The organism is Pseudomonas sp. LBUM1653, assembly GCF_059716115.1.
Genome location: NZ_CP166803.1, coordinates 3,659,029 through 3,678,367 on the forward strand (window position 1 = coordinate 3,659,029; position 19,339 = coordinate 3,678,367).

General features: G+C 61.0%; 17 protein-coding genes. 12 read left to right on the top strand and 5 right to left on the bottom strand.

Translation table 11 applies throughout. The annotated features are described in order from the left end of the window. Positions 1-14 precede the first annotated feature (14 nt). The 4 genes from ACA054_RS16425 to ACA054_RS16440 all read right to left on the bottom strand — a co-directional run bounded on the left by ACA054_RS16425 (position 15) and on the right by ACA054_RS16440 (position 3,584). The gene (locus tag ACA054_RS16425) at positions 15-731 is read right to left on the bottom strand and encodes a response regulator (protein WP_459729166.1); all 717 of its coding nucleotides are present in this window, start codon (positions 729-731) and stop codon (positions 15-17) included. Between the two features lie 74 nt (positions 732-805). After that, a complete protein-coding gene (locus ACA054_RS16430) occupies positions 806-1,453 on the bottom strand; it encodes a TetR family transcriptional regulator C-terminal domain-containing protein (RefSeq protein WP_497685178.1) in 648 nt (215 codons plus the stop codon). A 212-nt stretch (positions 1,454-1,665) separates the two neighbouring features. After that, positions 1,666-2,457 (bottom strand): class II aldolase/adducin family protein, encoded by a 792-nt coding sequence (locus ACA054_RS16435; RefSeq protein ID WP_497685179.1) that lies wholly within the window; start codon positions 2,455-2,457, stop codon positions 1,666-1,668. 77 nt (positions 2,458-2,534) lie between these two features. Continuing rightward, positions 2,535-3,584, bottom strand: coding sequence for an ABC transporter substrate-binding protein (locus ACA054_RS16440; protein ID WP_497685180.1), 1,050 nt, complete (start codon positions 3,582-3,584; stop codon positions 2,535-2,537). Positions 3,585-3,791: 207 nt separating this feature from the next. On the opposite strand from ACA054_RS16440, the gene ACA054_RS16445 reads away from it, so the two are divergent. Continuing rightward, positions 3,792-5,753 carry an oxidoreductase gene (locus ACA054_RS16445; protein WP_497685181.1) on the top strand — a complete coding sequence of 654 codons (1,962 nt, stop codon included), beginning with the start codon at positions 3,792-3,794 and terminating at the stop codon, positions 5,751-5,753. Positions 5,754-5,917: 164 nt separating this feature from the next. Next, positions 5,918-6,514 (top strand): cupin domain-containing protein, encoded by a 597-nt coding sequence (locus ACA054_RS16450; protein ID WP_497685182.1) that lies wholly within the window; start codon positions 5,918-5,920, stop codon positions 6,512-6,514. Here ACA054_RS16450 and ACA054_RS16455 read toward each other — a convergent pair. Further along, positions 6,511-7,455 carry a helix-turn-helix domain-containing protein gene (locus tag ACA054_RS16455; RefSeq protein ID WP_497685183.1) on the bottom strand — a complete coding sequence of 315 codons (945 nt, stop codon included), beginning with the start codon at positions 7,453-7,455 and terminating at the stop codon, positions 6,511-6,513. The two genes, ACA054_RS16450 and ACA054_RS16455, sit on opposite strands and share 4 nt — an antisense overlap. A 161-nt stretch (positions 7,456-7,616) precedes the next feature. Between ACA054_RS16455 and ACA054_RS16460 the strand changes: the two genes are divergently transcribed. The 10 genes from ACA054_RS16460 to ACA054_RS16505 all read left to right on the top strand — a co-directional run bounded on the left by ACA054_RS16460 (position 7,617) and on the right by ACA054_RS16505 (position 19,331). Continuing rightward, positions 7,617-8,975 carry a glutamine synthetase family protein gene (locus tag ACA054_RS16460; RefSeq protein ID WP_497685184.1) on the top strand — a complete coding sequence of 453 codons (1,359 nt, stop codon included), beginning with the start codon at positions 7,617-7,619 and terminating at the stop codon, positions 8,973-8,975. Positions 8,976-9,127: 152 nt separating this feature from the next. Continuing rightward, positions 9,128-10,216 carry a polyamine ABC transporter substrate-binding protein gene (locus ACA054_RS16465; RefSeq protein WP_497685185.1) on the top strand — a complete coding sequence of 363 codons (1,089 nt, stop codon included), beginning with the start codon at positions 9,128-9,130 and terminating at the stop codon, positions 10,214-10,216. Next, a complete protein-coding gene (locus tag ACA054_RS16470; protein ID WP_497685186.1) occupies positions 10,213-11,514 on the top strand; it encodes an NAD(P)/FAD-dependent oxidoreductase in 1,302 nt (433 codons plus the stop codon). The genes ACA054_RS16465 and ACA054_RS16470 overlap by 4 nt, the downstream gene beginning before the upstream one ends. Positions 11,515-11,813: 299 nt before the next feature. Continuing rightward, positions 11,814-12,410, top strand: a complete 597-nt coding sequence (locus tag ACA054_RS16475; protein WP_497685187.1) for a paraquat-inducible protein A — start codon at positions 11,814-11,816, stop codon at positions 12,408-12,410. Continuing rightward, positions 12,407-13,072, top strand: coding sequence for a paraquat-inducible protein A (locus ACA054_RS16480; protein WP_497685188.1), 666 nt, complete (start codon positions 12,407-12,409; stop codon positions 13,070-13,072). The genes ACA054_RS16475 and ACA054_RS16480 overlap by 4 nt, the downstream gene beginning before the upstream one ends. After that, complete coding sequence (locus ACA054_RS16485; RefSeq protein ID WP_497685189.1) at positions 13,053-14,729, top strand: PqiB family protein; 1,677 nt, start codon at positions 13,053-13,055, stop codon at positions 14,727-14,729. Before ACA054_RS16480 ends, ACA054_RS16485 begins: the two co-directional genes overlap by 20 nt. 17 nt (positions 14,730-14,746) lie before the next feature. Further along, positions 14,747-15,313, top strand: coding sequence for a PqiC family protein (locus tag ACA054_RS16490; RefSeq protein ID WP_497685190.1), 567 nt, complete (start codon positions 14,747-14,749; stop codon positions 15,311-15,313). 335 nt (positions 15,314-15,648) lie between these two features. After that, complete coding sequence (locus ACA054_RS16495; RefSeq protein WP_497685191.1) at positions 15,649-16,662, top strand: iron ABC transporter substrate-binding protein; 1,014 nt, start codon at positions 15,649-15,651, stop codon at positions 16,660-16,662. Positions 16,663-16,665: 3 nt separating this feature from the next. Next, positions 16,666-18,264: an ABC transporter permease gene (locus ACA054_RS16500; protein WP_497685192.1), complete on the top strand. Its 1,599-nt coding sequence runs from the start codon at positions 16,666-16,668 to the stop codon at positions 18,262-18,264. Then, a complete protein-coding gene (locus ACA054_RS16505; protein ID WP_497685193.1) occupies positions 18,261-19,331 on the top strand; it encodes an ABC transporter ATP-binding protein in 1,071 nt (356 codons plus the stop codon). Before ACA054_RS16500 ends, ACA054_RS16505 begins: the two co-directional genes overlap by 4 nt. Positions 19,332-19,339: the final 8 nt, after the last annotated feature.

Sequence of the window (19,339 nt, forward strand, 5' to 3'; positions counted from 1 at the left end):
ACGTCCCACCGCCGTCACGCCGCCAGGCTGGCAGTGAACAGGTAACCGGCGCCGTGGATGGTGATGATCAGTTGTGGTTCGGCGGGATCGTCGTGCAGCTTGCGGCGCAAGCGCCCGACCAGCACGTCGATCGAACGGTCGTTGGGCACCCACTCGCGGTTGCGGATCTGGTCCATCAATTGGTCGCGGCTGAGGGTGTGGCCGCTGTTGCGCAAAAATACGCTGAGCAACTGGTACTCACCGTGGGTCAGCAACGTCTCGCTGCCGGCCGCGTCGATCAAGCGCCGGCGGTCGGTGTCCAGTGCCCAGTCGGCGAACTGTTTGACCGGTTTGGCGACGGCGGCAACCGGTTGCGGCGTCTGCGCATGGCGTACCCGGCGTATCAGGTTTTTCGCCCGAGACACCAGTTCCCGCGGATTGAGGGGTTTGATCACGTAGTCATCGGCGCCGCATTCGAGGCCGACGATGCGGTCGATTTCGTCATTGCGCCCGGTGATCAGGATGATCCCGACTTCCGATCGCACCCGCAGTTCGCGGGTCAGGGTCAGGCCGTCCTTGCCCGGCAGGCGGATATCGAGCATGACCAGGTCGACGGCCTGGCTGGCCAGGAAGGTTTCGGCCAGTTCCGCCGTGGCGGCGCAATGCACGTCGTAGCCTTCCTGGGACAGGTAGGCATGCAACAGTTCGCGAATCAGCGGATCGTCATCGACGATCAGTACCCGAGGAGTCATTGCTGGGTGTCCTGCTTGTTTCTTATTAGAGGGCCTGCATCAGCGGCAGAGAGTAGCCACTGCTGAACGGGTGATCAACAGCTGCTCGTCTGCGCGCAAAACCGCTGCCGGCCACCGGCCTGCAAACCGTCGACCCAGGCCTCGCAAATCTGGATGCCCTGCTCGGGGGTAAAGGTCCCGGGATTGAGCCCGGACTCCAGCCACAGTCCATCGAGCAAGGCGCTAAGGCTGATGGCGGCCAGATCGGCGTCGAAATTCTCCCAGCCCTCCTCTTGCGCCAACTCCCTGAGCACCTTGCCCAGTATCGCGCGGTACTCGCCATAGGAATGCTCATGGGCCTGATTGATCGCCTCGGCGGTTTTCACCGCGCCCCAGAAGGCGAGCCAGGCATCGATCAGTTGCGGGTCGAGCAATTCGGCGCAGAACGAACCACGGAAAAACGCCGACAAACGCTCACGGGCATTCGGTGCCGCTTGCTCCATGGCGTCGCGCAGCAGCGTCATGACGCGCCCGGTGATCGCCATGTAGGCCTCGGCCACCAGTTCGTCCTTGCCTGAATAGTGATGGCTGATCAGCCCCACCGAAACACCCGCCTCGGCGGAAATCTTGCGGATCGACGCACCCTGGAAACCATGGCGCTTGAGGCACACCAGCGTCGCCTCGATCAGATTGGCCTTGCGCAACTCCGGTTCCATGCGGGAAAAACGGGCTTCCTGATTCATCGCGACATGCTCCTGGGTTCAATCATTGGGGCTCGCGTTTAGCAACGAGCTGAACGACTGTACAGCAAGAATATACCCGCCTGAAAGACCGCCTTCGCGAGCAGGCTCGCTCCCACAGGTTTCGTGTCATGCGCGATATTTGCCAACGACTCGATCAATTGTGGGAGCGAGCCCGCTCGCGAAGGCGTCAGCCCATTCAACACAGAATCCGATCAGTCCCGATACCCCGGCGCCACTCGCTCCAACAGTCGCAACAACGCCGCCCAAGCCAATTGCATGGCGTCCGGATCATTGAGCTCTCCCTCTTCCAGCGGCCGTCCCGGGTCATTGAACTGACGCTCGGTATGCGCACAAACCTCGACCGGCGGCAACACCAACTCCCCAGCCGCTTGCGCCGCCAGCTGGATTTCACAGGCTTTTTCCAGGTAATACATACGCAAAAATGCCTGGCTCACGGTTTCGCCGACGGTCAGCAGGCCATGGTTGCGCAGCATCAGCACCGGCTTGTCGCCCAGATCGGCCACCAGCCGCTGTTGCTCGCTCATGTCCAGGGCCACGCCTTCGTAGTCGTGGTAGGCAACGCGGCCGTAGAACTCCATGGAAATCTGGTTCACCGGCAACAACCCGCACTTCAACGCAGCCACCGCGCAACCGGATCGGGTATGGGTGTGCAGCACGCATTGCGCGTCTTCGCGGGCGCAGTGAATGGCGCTGTGAATCACAAATCCGGCGGGATTCACCGGATACGGCGACGGCTCCACGGCATTGCCATCGAGGTCAATCTTGACCAGATTGGACGCAGTGATTTCATCGAACATCAGTCCGTAGGGGTTGATCAGGAAGTGATGTTCGGGTCCTGGAATACGCACCGAGATGTGGGTGAAGATCAGGTCGGTCATGCGAAAGTGGGCAATCAGGCGATAACAGGCCGCCAGTTCTTCACGCAGGCGCTGTTCGGTGGCGCTGCGCTCAGGGGCGGTCAGGGCAGTGGCGATGCTGTTCATCGTTCGGGTTCTCCAGGCGGTTCGGCTGGGCAGACAGTAAGGCTGGACGCTTCGACACGTCCAGCCATCGTCCCTGTTTATTTGCTGGCCCAGGCGTTGAAGCGCTCTTCCAGTTCTTCGCCATGGTCGACCCAGAAACCGACGTTCATCGACAACGCGCCCTTGAGGTTCTGCGGCGCCGTGGGCACCCATTGCGCCAGTTTGTCATCGAGCCGCGCGGCGGCCTGGATGTTTGTCGGGCCGTATGGAATTTGCTCGACGTATTTGACCTGTGCATCCGGCTGGTTGGCGAAGGCAATGAAGCGCTGGGCCTGGTCGACGTGCCTGGAGCCCTTGATGATCGCCCAGTAGTCCATGCCGTACAGGCTGCCGGGCCAGACCAGCGCCAGATGGCTGCCATTTTGCGCGGCGGCCGCGATGCGCCCGCTATAGGTCGACGTCATCACCACATCGCCAGCGGTCAGCCATTGCGGCGGTTGCGCCCCGGCTTCCCACCACTGGATGTAGGGCTTGAGTTCAGTGAGCTTGGCAAACGCACGATCCACGCCCTGTGCCGTGTTGAGCACCTTGTACACGTCATCGACTTTCACCCCGTCGGCCAGCAAGGCGAACTCCAGGTTGTACACCGCGCGCTTGCGCAGCCCGCGCTTGCCGGGGATTTTCTGCACGTCCCAGAAATCCGCCCATGACGTCGGGGCCTTGGCCAGCTTGTCGGTGTCGTAGGCAATCGCCACGCTCCACACCAGCGCGGCGGAGCCACACTCCTGCGCGGCCTCGGGGATCAACTGCTCGCTGTGCCCCAGGCGAGCCCAGTCCAATCGTTCATACATGCCCTCTTCGCAACCGCGCATCAGGTCCGGGCCTTCGATCTGCACCACGTCCCAGTCGACGTTGCCGGTGTCGACCATGACTTTGATCTTGGCCATCTCGCCGTTGTATTCGCTCTGGATCACCTTGCTTTGATCCACGGCGGCAAAAGGCTGGAAGAACGCCACGTCCTGGGCTTTTTGTCCGGCGCCGCCATAACCGACCACCACCATGTCCGATGCTGCCTGTGCGCTGCCCAGGCCCAAGGCCAGGGTCAACGCCAAGGGATAAAAACCGTGCTTGAGCGTATTTGATTTCATCAGTGGTTCCTCGTGAAGGTGCCAGGCGACTAAAGGTCGACATGGCCCTTTTTTATTGTTGGTGAGGTTCGCCCCAGGAGCGGGCTCGACACGAAACTACTGAAGGCCTAGTAAAAAAACAAGTTGATTTTTTACTGAAGGTAAATTTCTATAGCGCAATAATAACAACGCCGAAATCGGCTTCAGCCTGCCTGGAGTACCTGCACCATGCCGACCCCGACACCTGCCTTCGCGCACCTGTTCGAACCCTTGCAGATCCGTGGCAAGCGCCTGAAAAACCGCATCATGTCCAGCGGTCACGACACCTCCATGCCCACTGACAACCTGGTCAACGAGCAGCTGATTGCCTATCACCGGGCACGTGCCGAAGGCGGTGCCGGGCTGATCGTTCTGCAGGTGGCCGGGGTGCATGACAGTGCGCGGTACACCTCCCACGTGCTGATGGCCACCGACGATGAATGCATCGAGGGCTACCGCAAACTGGCGCAAACCTGCCATGCCCACGGCACCGTGGTGCTGTCGCAGGTGTTCCATCCCGGGCGGGAAATCATGGAGTCCAGCGATGGCCTGCTGGCCGTGGCTTACTCGGCGTCGGCGGTGCCTAACGAGCGTTTCCGGGTGATGCCACGGGCGCTGGACCAGGCGATGATCGACGAGATTGTCGCTGGGTATGCCGCCGCTGCCCGACGCCTGCATCAGGCTGGAATCGATGGCGTGGAAGTGGTCGCCAGTCACGGTTACCTGCCGGCGCAGTTCATCAACCCGCGAGTCAACCGACGCACCGACGGCTACAACGGCGAGCTGGAACAGCGCCTGCGTTTCCTGCGTGAAGTCATCGCCGCGATCCGCGCCAGCACCGATGAGCAATTCATCATCGGTCTGCGCATCTCCGCCGATGAACGCGATCCTGAGGGGCTGACCGAAGACGAGTCCCTGGCCGCCGTGCAAATGCTGCAACCGCAACTGGATTACGTACACATCGTCGCCGGCACCTCGGCATCGCTCGGGGGGGCCGTGCATATCGTGCCGCCAATGGCGATCGAAGCGGCGTACCTGGCCAAGGAGGCCGGCACCTTCAAGGCTGGCTTGAGCATTCCTTTGTTCGTCACCGGGCGCATCAACCAACCCCAGGAAGCCGAGCTGATTCTGGCGCGTGGCCAGGCCGATGTGTGCGGCATGACCCGGGCATTGATCTGCGATCCGCAAATGCCCAACAAGACCGACGTCGGCCGCGTTGAAGATGTGCGTGCGTGCATTGCCTGCAATCAGGCGTGCATCGGGCACTTCCACAAGGGCTTGCCGATTTCCTGCATCCAGCACCCGGAAACCGGCCGTGAACTGATTTTTGGCCAGCGCCAACCGACTGCAAAACGCAAACGCATCATGATTGCCGGCGGTGGCCCGGCCGGGATGAAAGCCGCCGCGGTGGCCGCCCAGCGCGGGCATGACGTGACACTGTACGAAGCCAGCGCGCAACTGGGCGGCCAGGTGTTGCTCGCGCAACTGCTGCCAAGGCGTAGCGAATTCGGCGGTGCCAGCACCAACCTGCAACGGGAAATGCAATTGGCCGGCGTGCGTGTGGTGCGCAACACACGGGTCGACCGCGCACTGGTGGAGCAGGAAAAACCGGACATGGTGATCGTCGCCACGGGTGCCGAACCCTATTGGCCGCACTTCGAGCGCGGTGGCGAATTGCAGGTGGTGGATGCCTGGCAAGTGCTGCGTGACGAGGTGCAAATCGGCCGTTCGGTGGTGGTGGTCGACTGGCGCTGCGACTGGATCGGCCCCGGCATTGCCGAGCGCCTGACCCGTGCCGGGCATCAAGTGCAACTGGCGGTCAACGGCACCCATTGCGGGGAAAACCTGCCGCTGTACGTGCGCGATCAACTGGCCGGCGAACTGCACAGGCTCGCCATTCCCATCACCCCCTACGCCCGGTTGTACGGTTGTGACGACAACACGGTCTACTTGCAACACACCGCCAGCGGCGAACCGATGCTGATGGAAAACATCGATACGTTGGTGCTGTGCCAGGGTCATCAGCCGGTGGATACCCTCGGTGCAGAATTGCAAGGCCTGGTGGAATTTCGCCGCATCGGCGACTGCCTGGCGCCGCGTACCGCCGAAGAAGCGATTTATGAAGGCTTGAAAGTCGCGTGGGAGCTTTAAGGCTGTTTATACTCCGGGACTTTCCACCCTCTGTAGGAGCTGGCTTGCCAGCGATGGTCGTTAACGATAACGCATATTTACCGGGTAACCGCGGCGTATTCGAGTCCATCGCTGGCAAGCCAGCTCCTACAGGGGTTCACGTTCGACCCGGTTCGGAATTTACCATGAGCAACAGCAGCAAAACCCAGCCCGCAACCGGCAGCGCCGAACCGCATTTCCTCGGCACGCGGATTCGCGGCCTGCGCAAACGCCGGGGCATGACCCTGGCGGAACTGGCGCAGCAGAGTGAGCTGACCGCCGGCTACATCAGCCAGCTGGAGCGCAACCTCGCCTATCCGTCGATCCCGGCGCTGTTCAACATTGCCCGCAGTCTCGGCGTGACTATCCAATGGTTTTTCGCCAGCGAGGCGATAACCGATCCTGAAGACGACGGTATTGTCGTGCGCAAGCACAGCCGCCTGAATGTGCATTACGAAGACGGCATCGTCGACCAGTTGTTGACCCCGCAAGCCAACCGCCAGCTGGAAATGCTCCACTCGCGTTTCCCGCCCGGCACCTACAGCCAGCAAAGCTACAGCCACGACGGCGAAGAAGCCGGCTATCTGCTGTCGGGCAGCTTCGAGTTATGGGTCGGCGAGCGCTACTTTCAGCTCAATGAAGGCGACAGCTTCAGTTTCTCCAGCCAGGAACCGCACCGCTACGGCAATCCCGGTGAGGTGGATGCCGTGGTGATCTGGGTGATTACCCCACCGACCTTCTAACGCCGAGCGCGCCCGATGGACTGGGAGACACATGCACGCTTGAGAGTGTCGCTCGGCAGTTCCTTGAACAACGCGCGATAGCTGCTGGAAAACCGTCCCAGATGCCAGAACGACCAATGCATGGCCACTTCGGCCACGGTGGTTTGCGTCGGCGTGCGGCTGAGCAGTTCGCGGCGGGCGCTGTTCAGGCGGCGCAAGCGCAGCCATTGGGTCGGCGCCATGCCGGTGAAGGTCTTGAAGGCGTGCTGCAGCTGGCGCAGCGAAACCCCGGCGACCTGTGACAACGCCAACAGATTGAGGTGTTCTTCCGGGCTATCCGCGGCCCATTCCCCTACCCGCTTCATGATCGCCCGCTCCCCGGCCCGGCGCTGTAATGCACCTTGGTCGAGACAGACACAGGCGTTGTCGAGGATGAACAGACAGTCGTCCAGCAGCTGTTGGGTCAAGGCTTCGCGGCTTGGCGGGTCGTAGGTCTGCGACAGCTGGGTCAGGGTGGTGCTGAGCCAGCGACTGAACAACGCATTTTGCTGCGAATTGAGCGGCGCCATGAACAGCCCCTCCAGCCGCGCGACATCCAGCGCATGGCGCTGGACAAACTCCGGGCCGAACACTACGGCGATTTCCTGGTAGTTCTCCGGGGTGATCCAGATATTGCGGCTTTCGCCGTTCAACACGTACAGCGCGTTATCGCTGCGGTCGAAACAGAACGCCAGCGAGCCTTGTGGCGCGCTGAAGTTCTGCTCGACCCGGGTGTTCATGTGTTCCTCGTAAATCTCCACGCCCTGCAGATCCAGGTAGCGCACCAGGCCTGCGAAATGCCCAGGCGACATCTGTTGGTAGTGCTGGATCCAGCCCGGTGTGGCGCGGACTTGCTCGGCGACATCTGCGGTACTGAATGCTTGGACCTGTAACGAGTTGCACACTGTTTTAGGGGCTGTCATGAGTGACCTTACGCACTCTTTTGGTGCGCTTTGTGCTGCTTAAAGTGGATAGATGGAACCGCAAGGCTCGCCCAAGATAGACGTCAACGCGCTACAGGGGAAGTGTCCGACAGATGAAACCGGCCTCCCCTGGCGTTAATAAAACCAATAACGAGGTCTTTATGAATGTCCCTTTCGATCAGCTGTTCACTTGGCTGAAAGATCACAAGATTACCGAAGTCGAGTGCGTCGTCAGCGATCTGACCGGCATTGCACGCGGCAAAATCGCACCCACCAACAAGTTCCTGCATGAGCGAGGCATGCGCCTGCCGGAAAGTGTGCTGTTGCAAACGGTAACCGGGGACTTTGTCGACGACGACATCTACTACGACCTCCTTGATCCGGCCGATATCGACATGGTCTGCAAGCCGGTGTCCGATGCGGTGTACGTCGTGCCTTGGGCGATCGAGCCGACCGCCATCGTGATTCACGACACCTTCGACAAGTTCGGCAATCCGATCGAATTGTCGCCGCGCAACGTGCTCAAGAAAGTCCTGCAGTTGTACACCGACAAAGGCTGGCGGCCGATTGTCGCGCCGGAAATGGAGTTTTACCTGACCCAGCGTTGCGAAGACCCGGACTTGCCACTCAAGGCCCCGATGGGCCGTTCCGGCCGCGCCGAAAGCGGTCGCCAGTCGTTCTCCATCGACGCCGCCAACGAATTTGACCCGCTGTTCGAAGACGTCTACGACTGGTGCGAACTCCAGGGCCTGGACCTCGACACGCTGATCCACGAAGACGGCCCGGCGCAGATGGAAATCAATTTCCGCCACGGCGATGCCTTGGACCTGGCCGACCAGATCACCGTGTTCAAGCGCACCATGCGCGAGGCAGCGCTCAAGCACAATGTCGCGGCGACCTTCATGGCCAAGCCGATCGGCGATGAGCCGGGGAGCGCCATGCATATCCACCAGAGCGTGGTGGACATTGCCACTGGCCAGCCGATCTTCGCCGATGCCGATGGCAACATGAGCGAGTTGTTCCTGCACCACATCGGTGGCTTGCAGAAGTACATCCCCAAAGTCCTGCCGATGTTCGCGCCGAACGTCAACTCGTTCCGCCGCTTCCTGCCGGACACTTCGGCACCGGTGAACGTCGAATGGGGCGAAGAAAACCGTACCGTCGGCCTGCGCGTGCCGACCTCCAGCCCGGACGCCATGCGTGTGGAAAACCGCTTGCCGGGGGCCGATGCCAACCCTTACCTGGCCATCGCCGCCAGCCTGTTGTGTGGTTACCTGGGCATGGTCGAGCGCATTGAACCCAGCGCCGCGGTGCAGGGCCGGGCCTATGAACGGCGCAACCTGCGCCTGCCGATCACCATCGAAGACGCGCTGACGCAGATGGAAGAATGCGCAACCGTCAGCCGCTACCTGGGCGACAAGTTCGTGCGTGGCTACGTCGCGGTCAAACGCGCCGAGCACGAGAACTTCAAGCGCGTGATCAGTTCGTGGGAGCGCGAGTTCCTGTTGCTCAGCGTCTAACCCCCCCTATCTAACTCCCCCTAACTGTTCGTTCCCACGCGCAGCAAAGGAATGCCTCAAGGGACGCTCCGCGTTCCAATGGGACGCAGAGCGTCCCGGGCTGCATTCCTTTGCTGCGCGTGGGAACGATCATAATTCGAAGAGGTGTCGATATGCGTCTTTTGAAATCCGTGGTCCCGGTCGCGCTGGCGGTTCTGTTCAGCGCCGTTGCCCAGGCTCAGCCACAGGTCAGTGTCTACAACTGGACCGACTACATCGGCGAGACCACCCTCGCCGACTTCCAGGCCAAAACCGGGATCAAGGTGATCTACGACGTTTTCGACTCCAATGAAACCCTGGAAGGCAAACTGCTCGCCGGGCGTACCGGGTATGACGTGGTCGTGCCGTCCAACCACTTCCTCGCCCGCCAGGTGAAGGCCGGCGCGTTCCTGAAGCTGGACCGCGAGCAACTGCCGAACTTCAAGAATCTCGACCCCAAACTGCTGGCCTTGCTGGAGAAAAACGATCCGGGTAACACGCACTCGGTGCCGTACCTGTGGGGCACCAACGGCATCGGCTACAACGTCGACAAGGTCAAGCAGGTACTGGGCATCGACCACATCGATTCCTGGGCCGTTTTGTTCGAGCCGGAAAACATCAAGAAGCTCAGCCAGTGCGGCGTCTCGATGATGGACTCGGCGGATGAAGTGTTCCCCGCGGTCCTCAACTACATGGGCCTGGACCCGCGCAGCGAGAACCCTGATGACTTCAAGAAAGCCGAAGCCAAGCTGCTGAGCATCCGTCCGTACATCACCTACTTCCACTCTTCCAAGTATGTCTCGGACCTGGCCAACGGCGACATCTGCGTGGCGTTCGGTTACTCCGGTGATGTGTTCCAGGCTGCCAACCGCGCCAAGGAAGCCAAGAACGGCGTGAACATCGCTTACGCCATTCCCAAGGAAGGCAGCAACCTGTGGTTCGATCTGCTGGCCATCCCTGCCGACGCCAGCAACACGAAAGAAGCCCATGCCTTCATCAATTACCTGCTCGACCCGCAAGTGATCGCCAAGGTCAGTGCCTCGGTCGGCTATGCCAACCCGAACCCGGCCGCCAAGCAGTACATGGACCCGGAATTGGTGAACAACCCTGAGGTTTACCCGCCTCAGGAAGTGCTCGACAAACTCTACATCTCCACCACGCCGCCGCAGTCGATCATGCGCCTGATGACCCGTTCGTGGAGCAAAGTGAAGTCCAACAAATGAACCAGTACGCACAGGAACATACTCGCTCGTATTACGCCGCTTCGGCCCACGGCATGGCGGATTTTCCTCAGCTGACTTCTGACCTTGAGGTCGACGTTTGCGTGATTGGCGGTGGTTTCACCGGAATCAACACGGCCATCGAACTGGCTCAGCGCGGGCTCTCGGTGATCCTGCTCGAAGGCCGGCGGATCGGCTGGGGTGCCAGCGGGCGCAACGGGGGGCAGTTGATTCGCGGCATCGGCCATGACGTCAGTGGCTTCGCCAAACATATCGGTGTCGAAGGCGTGCGTTATCTGGAGCGCGCAGGAGTCGAATCGGTGCAAGTAGTGGGCAATCGCATCCGTGAGCACGGTATCGATTGCGACCTGCGCTGGGGCTTTTGCGAACTGGCCAACACCCCGGCGCAGTTTGCCGGGCTGAAGGCCGAACATGCACAGCTCAAGGAATCGGGTTACGCCCATGAAACCCGCCTGATCGACCCCGGACAGATCCGTGAACACGTGGTTAACTCCGGCGTGTATGCCGGGGGATTGGTGGATATGGGTTCCGGTCACTTGCACCCGCTGAACCTGGTCCTTGGCGAAGCTAAACTCGCGCAGTCCCTCGGCGTGCAGATCTTCGAGCAGAGTACGGTGCTGGAGTTGATCCATGGCGACACCGTTCAGGTTCGTTGTGTCGGCGGTACGGTGCGCGCTGGCAGCCTGGTGCTCGCCTGTAACGCCCACCTGGAAGAACTCGAACCGAAACTCAGCGGCAAGGTGCTCCCGGCCGGCAGCTACATTATTGCCACCGAACCCTTGTCGGCAGAGGTTGCCGCGCAGCTGATCCCGCACAACCTGGCGCTGTGCGACCAGAAAGTCGGCCTGGATTACTACCGGCTCTCGGCGGACCGGCGCCTGCTGTTCGGCGGAGCCTGCCATTATTCCGGGCGCGATCCACGGGACATCACGGCCTACATGCGCCCGCAGATGCTCAAGGTCTTCCCGCAGTTGGCGAATGTGCGCATTGACTATCAATGGGGCGGCAAAATCGGCATCACGGCCAATCGATTCCCACAGGTCGGACGCCTGAGCCAGCACCCGAACGTGTTCTACGCCCAGGGTTACTCCGGCCATGGCCTCAATGTGACCCACTGGTGCGCGAAACTGCTGGGCGAAGCGATCCAGGCAGGATACAGCCGGGGTTTCGACGTGTTCAGCGCCGTACCCCACATGACCTTCCCTGGCGGTCGCGCCCTGCGTTCGCCACTGCTCGCGCTCGGCATGCTCTGGTACCGGATGCGCGAAGTGCTGGGTTAATCCCTGTGCCCCTCTTGCACGTGCACGGCGCGCGGCGGGCCCTGTAGGAGCGAGCATGCTCGCGATGGTCCTTAACGATAACGCGGGCATCCAGACAGCCCTCGTCATCGTTGACGACCATCGCGAGCATGCTCGCTCCTACAGTAGATCGGGTACAGCCGCGAGAGATTGGTTGGCTGTCAGGCGGCCATCACTACGATGCGGCGACCCGACATGCCTTATTTCGATTTGCTCAATTGCGAGTCACTTCTATATTGAGGGAGTGCTCTGAACTTCCTGCCTCCTGTTGAGCCTGGCCCATGGCAACTACTGATCAACTGATCATCTGCGAGCACTGCGACTGCGTGTATGAAAAAGTCACGCTCGCCAAACATCAGAAAACCCTGTGTACACGCTGCGGCGGCGTACTCCAGCGCTATAACGGCCTGACAGTGGAACAGCGCCTGGCGTTGACCTTCACGGCTTTGGTGCTGTGGATCTTTGCCAACTTTTATCCGGTCATGAGCATCAGCCTCAAAGGCCTGAAAAATAGCGCAACACTTTGGGATTCGGTGCTGGCATTGAGCCTGGGGCCCATCACATTCATTGCCATGGTGGCGGCGATCGCCATGATCATCGCGCCGATTTTCCAGTTGTTGCTGTTGATCTGGGTCCTGGGTTTCGCCCTCGCCCATCGGCGCTCACCCGGTTTCAGGTTCTGCATGCGCTGGCTGGAAACCCTTCGGCCCTGGAGCATGCTGGAAGTCTGTCTGCTGGGGGCAATGGTCGCGGTGATCAAGCTCGCCGGGTTGCTGGATGTGCTGCCTGGCATCGGTCTGTTTGCCCTGGCGGTCCTCAGCCTGATGATGATCCGCCTCGCCGGCCGCGATATCCGCGAATTGTGGGACAGTGTATGACAACGCCTCCGGTCGCCAGCGAACTCAACCTGTGCCTGTGCCACACCTGTGGGCTGGCCTGCGACACGACCCACGATCCCCATGAGTGCGAGCGCTGCGGTGCGCCGCTGCATCGGCGCAAGACCAACTCGCTGACCCGGACCTGGGCCTACATGTTAACGGCCCTGGTGTTTTACATCCCGGCCAACCTGTTGCCCGTGATGAATACCAAGATGGTCGGCAATGGCGCCGACAGCACGATCATGAGCGGCGTGATCGAGTTCTGGCAGCACGGTGCCTGGGACATTGCCCTGATCATTTTCATCGCCAGCATCGCGGTGCCAGGCGTCAAGTTCGTCGCCCTGACGCTGCTGCTGGTGACCGTTCAGCGCAACAGCGAATGGGCGCGCAAGGATCGGTCGAAGATGTACCGTTTCGTCGAACTCATCGGTTATTGGTCGATGCTCGACGTCATTGTCGTGGCCCTGGTGGCGTCGCTGGTGAAATTTCAAGCCCTGGCCGACATAGAGCCGCGCGCAGGCATTCTGTTCTTTGGCCTGGTGGTGGTGTTCACCATGCTGGCGGCAATGAGTTTCGACCCGCGCCTGATCTGGGATAAACAACCGGATCAAGCGCGAGATAACCCAAATGAGGAGGTCACGGATGAAGTCACAAGCCACTGACGGGCCGCAGGCCCCCGGGCAGGCTCCCATCAAGACCCGCCGTTTCAGCGTTTCGCTGGTGTGGATCGTGCCGGTTGTCGCGGTGCTGGTGGGGCTCTCGCTGGTGGTCCACAGCATGTTGCAGGAAGGGCCGACCATCACCATAACGTTCAAGACCGGCAGCGGGCTGGTTGCCAACAAAACCGAGGTCAAGTACCGCAACGTCGTGATCGGCCATGTCTCGGACGTTGAGCTCAGTGACGACCAGAAGAGTGTCAACGCCACCGTCAAGCTGGCCAAACAGGCAGAAACCTTTACCCGCGAGGACTCGCAGTTCTGGGTCGTCAGGCCGCGGATCGGGGCCGGCGGCGTGTCGGGTATCGACACATTGTTGTCCGGTGATTACATCGGCGCCGATATCGGCCAATCCAATTCACGGTCGAAGAACTTCAAGGGCCTGGAAAACCCGCCGCCTATCACCTATGGCGAACCGGGCAAGCGTTTTACCTTGCACACAGAGGACCTCGGTTCGCTGGACATCGGTTCTCCCGTCTACTACCGCAAGATTCCGGTCGGCCAGGTGGTGGCCTACGCCCTGGACGCTGACGGTAAAGGGGTGAACATCGAGGTGTTTATCCACTCGCCCAACGATGCCTACGTCACCGAAAACACCCGATTCTGGAATGCCAGCGGGGTCGACTTGAACGTCGGCGCCAACGGCTTTTCAGTGAAAACCGAATCGCTGTCATCGATCCTGGTGGGCGGCATCGCGTTCCGCGCTCCGCAATACAGCCCCAACGATCAACCGGCCACCGAGGCAAAAACATTCGACCTGTTCGAGGACCAGCTAACCGCCCTCGCCCCGCCCAGCGGCAAGGGACAGTACTTGAGTTTGCGATTCGACCAGGCCCTGCGCGGCCTCAAGGTCGATGCGCCGGTAGAATTCCTTGGCGTGGAATTCGGTAAAGTCGTATCGATCAATCTGGATTTCGACGCGAAAAAGCGCACATTTCCGGTCAACGTCGGCATCATGATCTACCCGCAACGACTCGGCCAGGCCCACACCAAGATGCTCGAGGTCTTGAAGCATGACCCCAATGACGAAGCCGCTGGCATACGCCTGATGGGCACTTTCGTTGAGAACGGTCTGCGCGCCCAGGCGCGTAGCGGCAATCTGTTGACCGGTCAGCTGTACATCGCGCTCGACTTCTATCCCAAAGCGGAGAAAGTCGCGTTTGACCCCACCGCCCGCCCCGTCATGATTCCAACGGTTCCCGGCAGCCTTGAGCAGTTGCAGGAAAAACTGGAAGGCATGGTCAACAAAATCAATCAATTGCCAATCGAGCGCATTGCCAGCAACTTCGACAGCAACCTCGTCGAACTGCGCAAAGGCCTGTCGCAATTCAACGCCAAGACCTTACCTAGCGTGCAAAGCACCCTGGGGGACGTCAGCAAAACCCTGCAATCGGCCAGCACGACCCTGCAATCGGCCAATTCGACGCTTGCCGAAGACTCGCCGCAGCGGGAAAAACTCGGCCAGACCATGGACGAACTCGGGCGCACGTCGCGTGCGCTGCGTGACCTGGCGGATTATCTGGGCCGGCATCCGGAATCGTTGATTCGCGGTCGTCCGAACAATGCCGCGCCAATCGATCTGCAAGGGCCGCCGAGCAAATGACCACAGGAGCAACATTCATGGCTTTTCCGCTGAAATTCACGTTGGTCGCCGCGTTGTCGTTGCTCGCTGCCTGCCGCAGCGATCCGATCCAGTTTCACACCTTGACCCCGGCCCAACTGGCAGGCAGTTCACGCAGTGCCGCGGATATCCAGATTGAATTGCTCACTGTCCCGCCGCAGGTCGATCGGCCGCAGATCGTCGTGCGCCAGGGCAACACCGGCATGGCGATCCTGGAAACCGACTGGTGGGGGGCCAGCCTGGTGGATGAGTTGCGCAGTGCCTTGCTCGACCAGATGGTCAACAACAATCCGCAACGCAAAATGTCGGTGCGCCTGGAGGTACAGCGCTTTGATTCGATTCCCGGCCAGTATGGGTTGCTCGACGTGAAATGGCGCCTGCGTAGCAGCAATGGCCATGAAAACATCATGGAAAATTGCCGCAGCACCCTGCAGACACCGTCCGGTCCATCGATCGATGAGCTGGTGGCGGCACAGCAGAACAACGTCAGGCGCCTGGCCGCGCTGATTAGCCAGGCAGCGGCTGGTTCGCAAAAAGGTTGTCCATCCGCCAATGCCAGTCCGTAACACAACCCCTTGTGGGAGCCTTTGTGGCGAGGGGATTTATCCCCGTCGGGCTGCGAAGCGGCCCCCAAACCTAAAATCGCGGTGTATCAGGTACATCGTGGACAATGGTTTTACGACTGCTGCGCAGTCGGACGGGGATAAATCCCCTCGCCACAAAGGCTCCCACAGGTTTCTTTAATTGGAGGATTTGACAATTTTTTCTAATTCGCGGCTCTTCATTAGCCCCGCCTCAAATCTGCAAATGATTCGTATTGATCTACAATAATTGACGTCTTTGCGTTGTCGATTCGCACGAATAAGCCTGCAAGACCAAAAAAAACAGGAGCTGGCGCCGCATGAAGTCCCCTATCCCTTCGTTCCTCAAAAAGGCCTTGCTGGCCACCGCTTTGCTGAGCGCTGGTCACGCGTACGCAGCCGATACCGTCGGCATCGTGGTCTACAACGCACAGCATGCAAGCCTGACCAAATCTTGGGTCGAAGGTTTTACACAGGAAACCGGTATTGCGGTGACCTTGCGCAACGGCGATGACACTGAAATGGGCAACCAGATCGTGCAGGAAGGTGCCGACTCGCCGGCCGATGTATTCCTCACCGAAAACTCCCCGGCGATGGTCCTGGTCGATAGCGCAGGTTTGTTTGCCCCCGTGGACAAAACCACCCTGGAGCAGGTGGACTCAGCCTACCGCCCGGCCCACGGTAAATGGGTGGGGATCGCTGCGCGTTCCACGGTATTCGTCTACAACCCGAGCAAACTCCCGGAAGCCCAGTTGCCCAAATCGATCATGGACCTCGCCGCGCCGAGCTGGAAAGGCCGCTGGGGTGCATCGCCCGGTGGCGCCGACTTCCAGGCCATCGTCGCCGCCATCCTCGAACAGAAAGGCGAAGCCGCGACCCTCGACTGGCTCAAGGCGATGAAAACCAACTTCACCGCGTACCGGGGCAACAGCTCCGTACTCAAGGCGGTGAATGCCGGGCAGATCGACAGCGGCGTGATCTACCACTATTACAGCTTCGTCGATCAGGCCAAGACCGGCGAGAACAGCAAGAACACCGCTTTGCACTACTTCAAACACAAGGACCCGGGCGCTTTTGTCAGCATTTCCGGTGGCGGCATCCTGGCCTCCAGCAAACACAAGGAACAAGCCCAGGCGTTCCTCAAATGGATCACCGGCAAGGACGGCCAGGCCATCCTCAAGGACGGCAAATCGTTTGAATACGCCGTGGGCAAGAACGCCGAATCCAACCCTAAACTGGTGCCTTTGCAGCAGCTCGACGCACCGTCCGTCGACGCCTCGAAACTCGACAGTAAAAAAGCCGTGGAGCTGATGACTCAGGCAGGACTGCTTTAATTGATGCCTGAAATCCTGCCGGCGGGTGCCGCCGAGGCGTTATCCGCAAATTTGCGTAGACGGTCACGCGGCGTGTTCGCGAGCCGCGGTGGCGCGTGGGTGGTCGGTTTGTCGGTGCTGGTGTCGTTGCTGGCGCTGCTGCCGATTGCCTATGTCATCGGCGTGTCCTTGCAGACCGGCTGGTCCACGGTGGTGACATTGGTGTTCCGGCCACGGGTGGGCGAGTTGTTGACCAACACCGTGTTGCTGGTGGTGCTGACGATTCCCCTCTGTGTGGCGCTGGGTGTGACGCTGGCCTGGCTGACAGAGCGCACGGATTTGCCGGGGCGGCGTTGGTGGTCGTTGCTGGCGACGGCCCCCCTGGCGGTGCCAGCCTTTGTCCACAGCTATGCCTGGGTCAGCCTGGTGCCGCCGATCCACGGGTTGTTCGCCGGGGTGCTGGTGTCGGTCATTGCCTACTTCCCGTTTCTGTACTTGCCGATTGCCGCGACGCTGCGGCGCCTCGACCCGGCCATTGAAGATGTCGCCGAATCGCTTGGGCTCAAGCCGTGGGCGGTGTTTTTTCGCGTGGTGCTGCCGCAGTTGCGCCTGGCCATTTGCGGTGGCGCGTTGCTGGTCGGTCTGCATCTGCTGGCCGAATATGGCCTGTACGCGATGATTCGCTTCGACACCTTCACCACCGCGATCTTCGATCAGTTCAAATCCACCTTCAACGGGCCTGCCGCCCACATGCTGGCCAGTGTGCTCGCCCTGTGTTGCCTGGTGATGCTGACCGTGGAATCCGCCGCACGGGGCCATGCGCGCTACGCCCGCGTGGGCTCGGGCAGTGCCCGTGAGCAACGGGTAGTGTGTCTGAAAACCCCGGCCAGGGTGATCGCACTGGCGTTGCAGATCGCCACCTGCGCCCTGGCGCTGGGTGTGCCCTTGATCACCCTGGGCCGGTGGTTGATCGCCGGAGGCGTGCAAGCCTGGGACCTGGGCGAGCTGCTGCCGGCGCTGCAACAGACCCTGCTGCTGGGCGTCGCGGGCGCAGCCCTGACCACCTGCGCCGCCATTCCGATTGCGTGGCTATCGATCCGCCACCCAGGACGGATGCAACGGATACTGGAAAGCTGTAACTACATCACCAGTTCATTGCCGGGCATCGTCGTGGCGTTGGCCCTGGTGACCGTGACCATTCATTTTGCCCGGCCGATCTATCAGACCACCATCACCGTGCTCCTGGCTTACCTGCTGATGTTCTTGCCCCGGGCTCTGGTGAGCTTGCGCGCCGGCATCGCCCAGGCGCCCGTGGAACTGGAGAACATGGCGCGCAGCCTGGGCCGCTCCCCTGCCCGCGCGTTGTGGCTGATCACCCTGCGCCTGGCCGCTCCGGGGGCTGCTGCCGGCGCTGCGCTGGTGTTCCTGGCGATCACCAATGAACTGACCGCCACCCTGTTGCTCGCGCCCAACGGCACGCGGACCCTGGCTACCGGGTTCTGGGCCATGACCAGCGAAATCGACTATGTCGCGGCGGCGCCCTATGCCCTGCTGATGATCCTGTTGTCGCTGCCGTTGACTGGGCTCCTTTATCACCAATCGAAAAAAACGGCTGGCCGATGAACACTCTTGAACTGCATTCACTGAACAAATCCTACGGTGCCCATCGAGCCCTGGATAACGTCAGTCTGTCGGTGCCCAGCGGCAGCCGTACGGTCATTGTCGGCCCCTCGGGCTCAGGCAAGACCACCTTGCTGCGGATGATTGCCGGCTTCGAGTTCCCTGACTCCGGCCGCTTGTCGCTCAACGGTCAAACCCTGGTCGACAGCACCCATGAAGTACCGGCGCACCAACGCCTGATTGGCTATGTCCCGCAGGACGGCGCCTTGTTCCCGCACATGACCGTGGCCGCCAACATCGGCTTCGGCTTGTCGAGCAAAGGCAACGAAAAGCATGAGCGTGTCGCTCAGTTGATGGACAGTGTGGCCCTCGATTCGAACATGGCCGGGCGCTGGCCCCACGAGTTGTCTGGCGGCCAGCAGCAGCGTGTGGCGCTGGCACGGGCGCTGGCGCAGCAGCCTCGCCTGATGTTGCTGGACGAGCCGTTTTCGGCACTCGACACCGGCTTGCGCGCCGTCATGCGCAAGATGGTCGCCCGCCTGTTGGCAGACGCGGGTGTCACCACCATCCTGGTCACCCATGATCAGAGCGAAGCCTTGTCCTTCGCCGATCAACTGGCGGTGATGCGCCATGGCCGGCTGGTGCAGTCAGGCCATCCGCTGGACCTCTATCGCTACCCCGAAGACGAACAGACCGCGCTGTTTCTCGGCGACGCCGTGGTCATGCCGGCCCGGATCGAGGCTGGCTGGGCGCATTGCGACCTGGGCCGGATACCGGTCAACAATCATCGCAACAACCACTCGGCGCAGATCATGCTGCGGCCCGAACAGTTGCAACTCGCCAGCGTCCTGCCCGACGCCACGGGTGTCACGGGCTGCCGCGCCAGGGTGATCGATCGGGATTTCAGCGGCAACACCTGCACCTTGACCGTGGAGTTGCAGCCTCGCGCCCCCGACCAGTCCATCGGGCGCTCATTGCTGGTACGCAGCTCCGGCATGTATGCGCCGCCTGCGGGCAGCGCAGTCCAGGTCTCGACCATCGGTCACGCGCATGTGCTGAGCGAGCCTTGATCCTCGGA

Excerpts from the sequence above, each read along its gene's own strand:
- ACA054_RS16425 (WP_459729166.1), bottom strand. The coding sequence starts at position 731 with ATGACTCCTCGGGTACTGATCGTCGATGACGATCCGCTGATTCGCGAA.
- ACA054_RS16430 (WP_497685178.1), bottom strand. The coding sequence starts at position 1,453 with ATGAATCAGGAAGCCCGTTTTTCCCGCATGGAACCGGAGTTGCGCAAG.
- ACA054_RS16435 (WP_497685179.1), bottom strand. The coding sequence starts at position 2,457 with ATGAACAGCATCGCCACTGCCCTGACCGCCCCTGAGCGCAGCGCCACC.
- ACA054_RS16440 (WP_497685180.1), bottom strand. The coding sequence starts at position 3,584 with ATGAAATCAAATACGCTCAAGCACGGTTTTTATCCCTTGGCGTTGACC.
- ACA054_RS16445 (WP_497685181.1), top strand. The coding sequence starts at position 3,792 with ATGCCGACCCCGACACCTGCCTTCGCGCACCTGTTCGAACCCTTGCAG.
- ACA054_RS16450 (WP_497685182.1), top strand. The coding sequence starts at position 5,918 with ATGAGCAACAGCAGCAAAACCCAGCCCGCAACCGGCAGCGCCGAACCG.
- ACA054_RS16455 (WP_497685183.1), bottom strand. The coding sequence starts at position 7,455 with ATGACAGCCCCTAAAACAGTGTGCAACTCGTTACAGGTCCAAGCATTC.
- ACA054_RS16460 (WP_497685184.1), top strand. The coding sequence starts at position 7,617 with ATGAATGTCCCTTTCGATCAGCTGTTCACTTGGCTGAAAGATCACAAG.
- ACA054_RS16465 (WP_497685185.1), top strand. The coding sequence starts at position 9,128 with ATGCGTCTTTTGAAATCCGTGGTCCCGGTCGCGCTGGCGGTTCTGTTC.
- ACA054_RS16470 (WP_497685186.1), top strand. The coding sequence starts at position 10,213 with ATGAACCAGTACGCACAGGAACATACTCGCTCGTATTACGCCGCTTCG.
- ACA054_RS16475 (WP_497685187.1), top strand. The coding sequence starts at position 11,814 with ATGGCAACTACTGATCAACTGATCATCTGCGAGCACTGCGACTGCGTG.
- ACA054_RS16480 (WP_497685188.1), top strand. The coding sequence starts at position 12,407 with ATGACAACGCCTCCGGTCGCCAGCGAACTCAACCTGTGCCTGTGCCAC.
- ACA054_RS16485 (WP_497685189.1), top strand. The coding sequence starts at position 13,053 with ATGAAGTCACAAGCCACTGACGGGCCGCAGGCCCCCGGGCAGGCTCCC.
- ACA054_RS16490 (WP_497685190.1), top strand. The coding sequence starts at position 14,747 with ATGGCTTTTCCGCTGAAATTCACGTTGGTCGCCGCGTTGTCGTTGCTC.
- ACA054_RS16495 (WP_497685191.1), top strand. The coding sequence starts at position 15,649 with ATGAAGTCCCCTATCCCTTCGTTCCTCAAAAAGGCCTTGCTGGCCACC.
- ACA054_RS16500 (WP_497685192.1), top strand. The coding sequence starts at position 16,666 with ATGCCTGAAATCCTGCCGGCGGGTGCCGCCGAGGCGTTATCCGCAAAT.
- ACA054_RS16505 (WP_497685193.1), top strand. The coding sequence starts at position 18,261 with ATGAACACTCTTGAACTGCATTCACTGAACAAATCCTACGGTGCCCAT.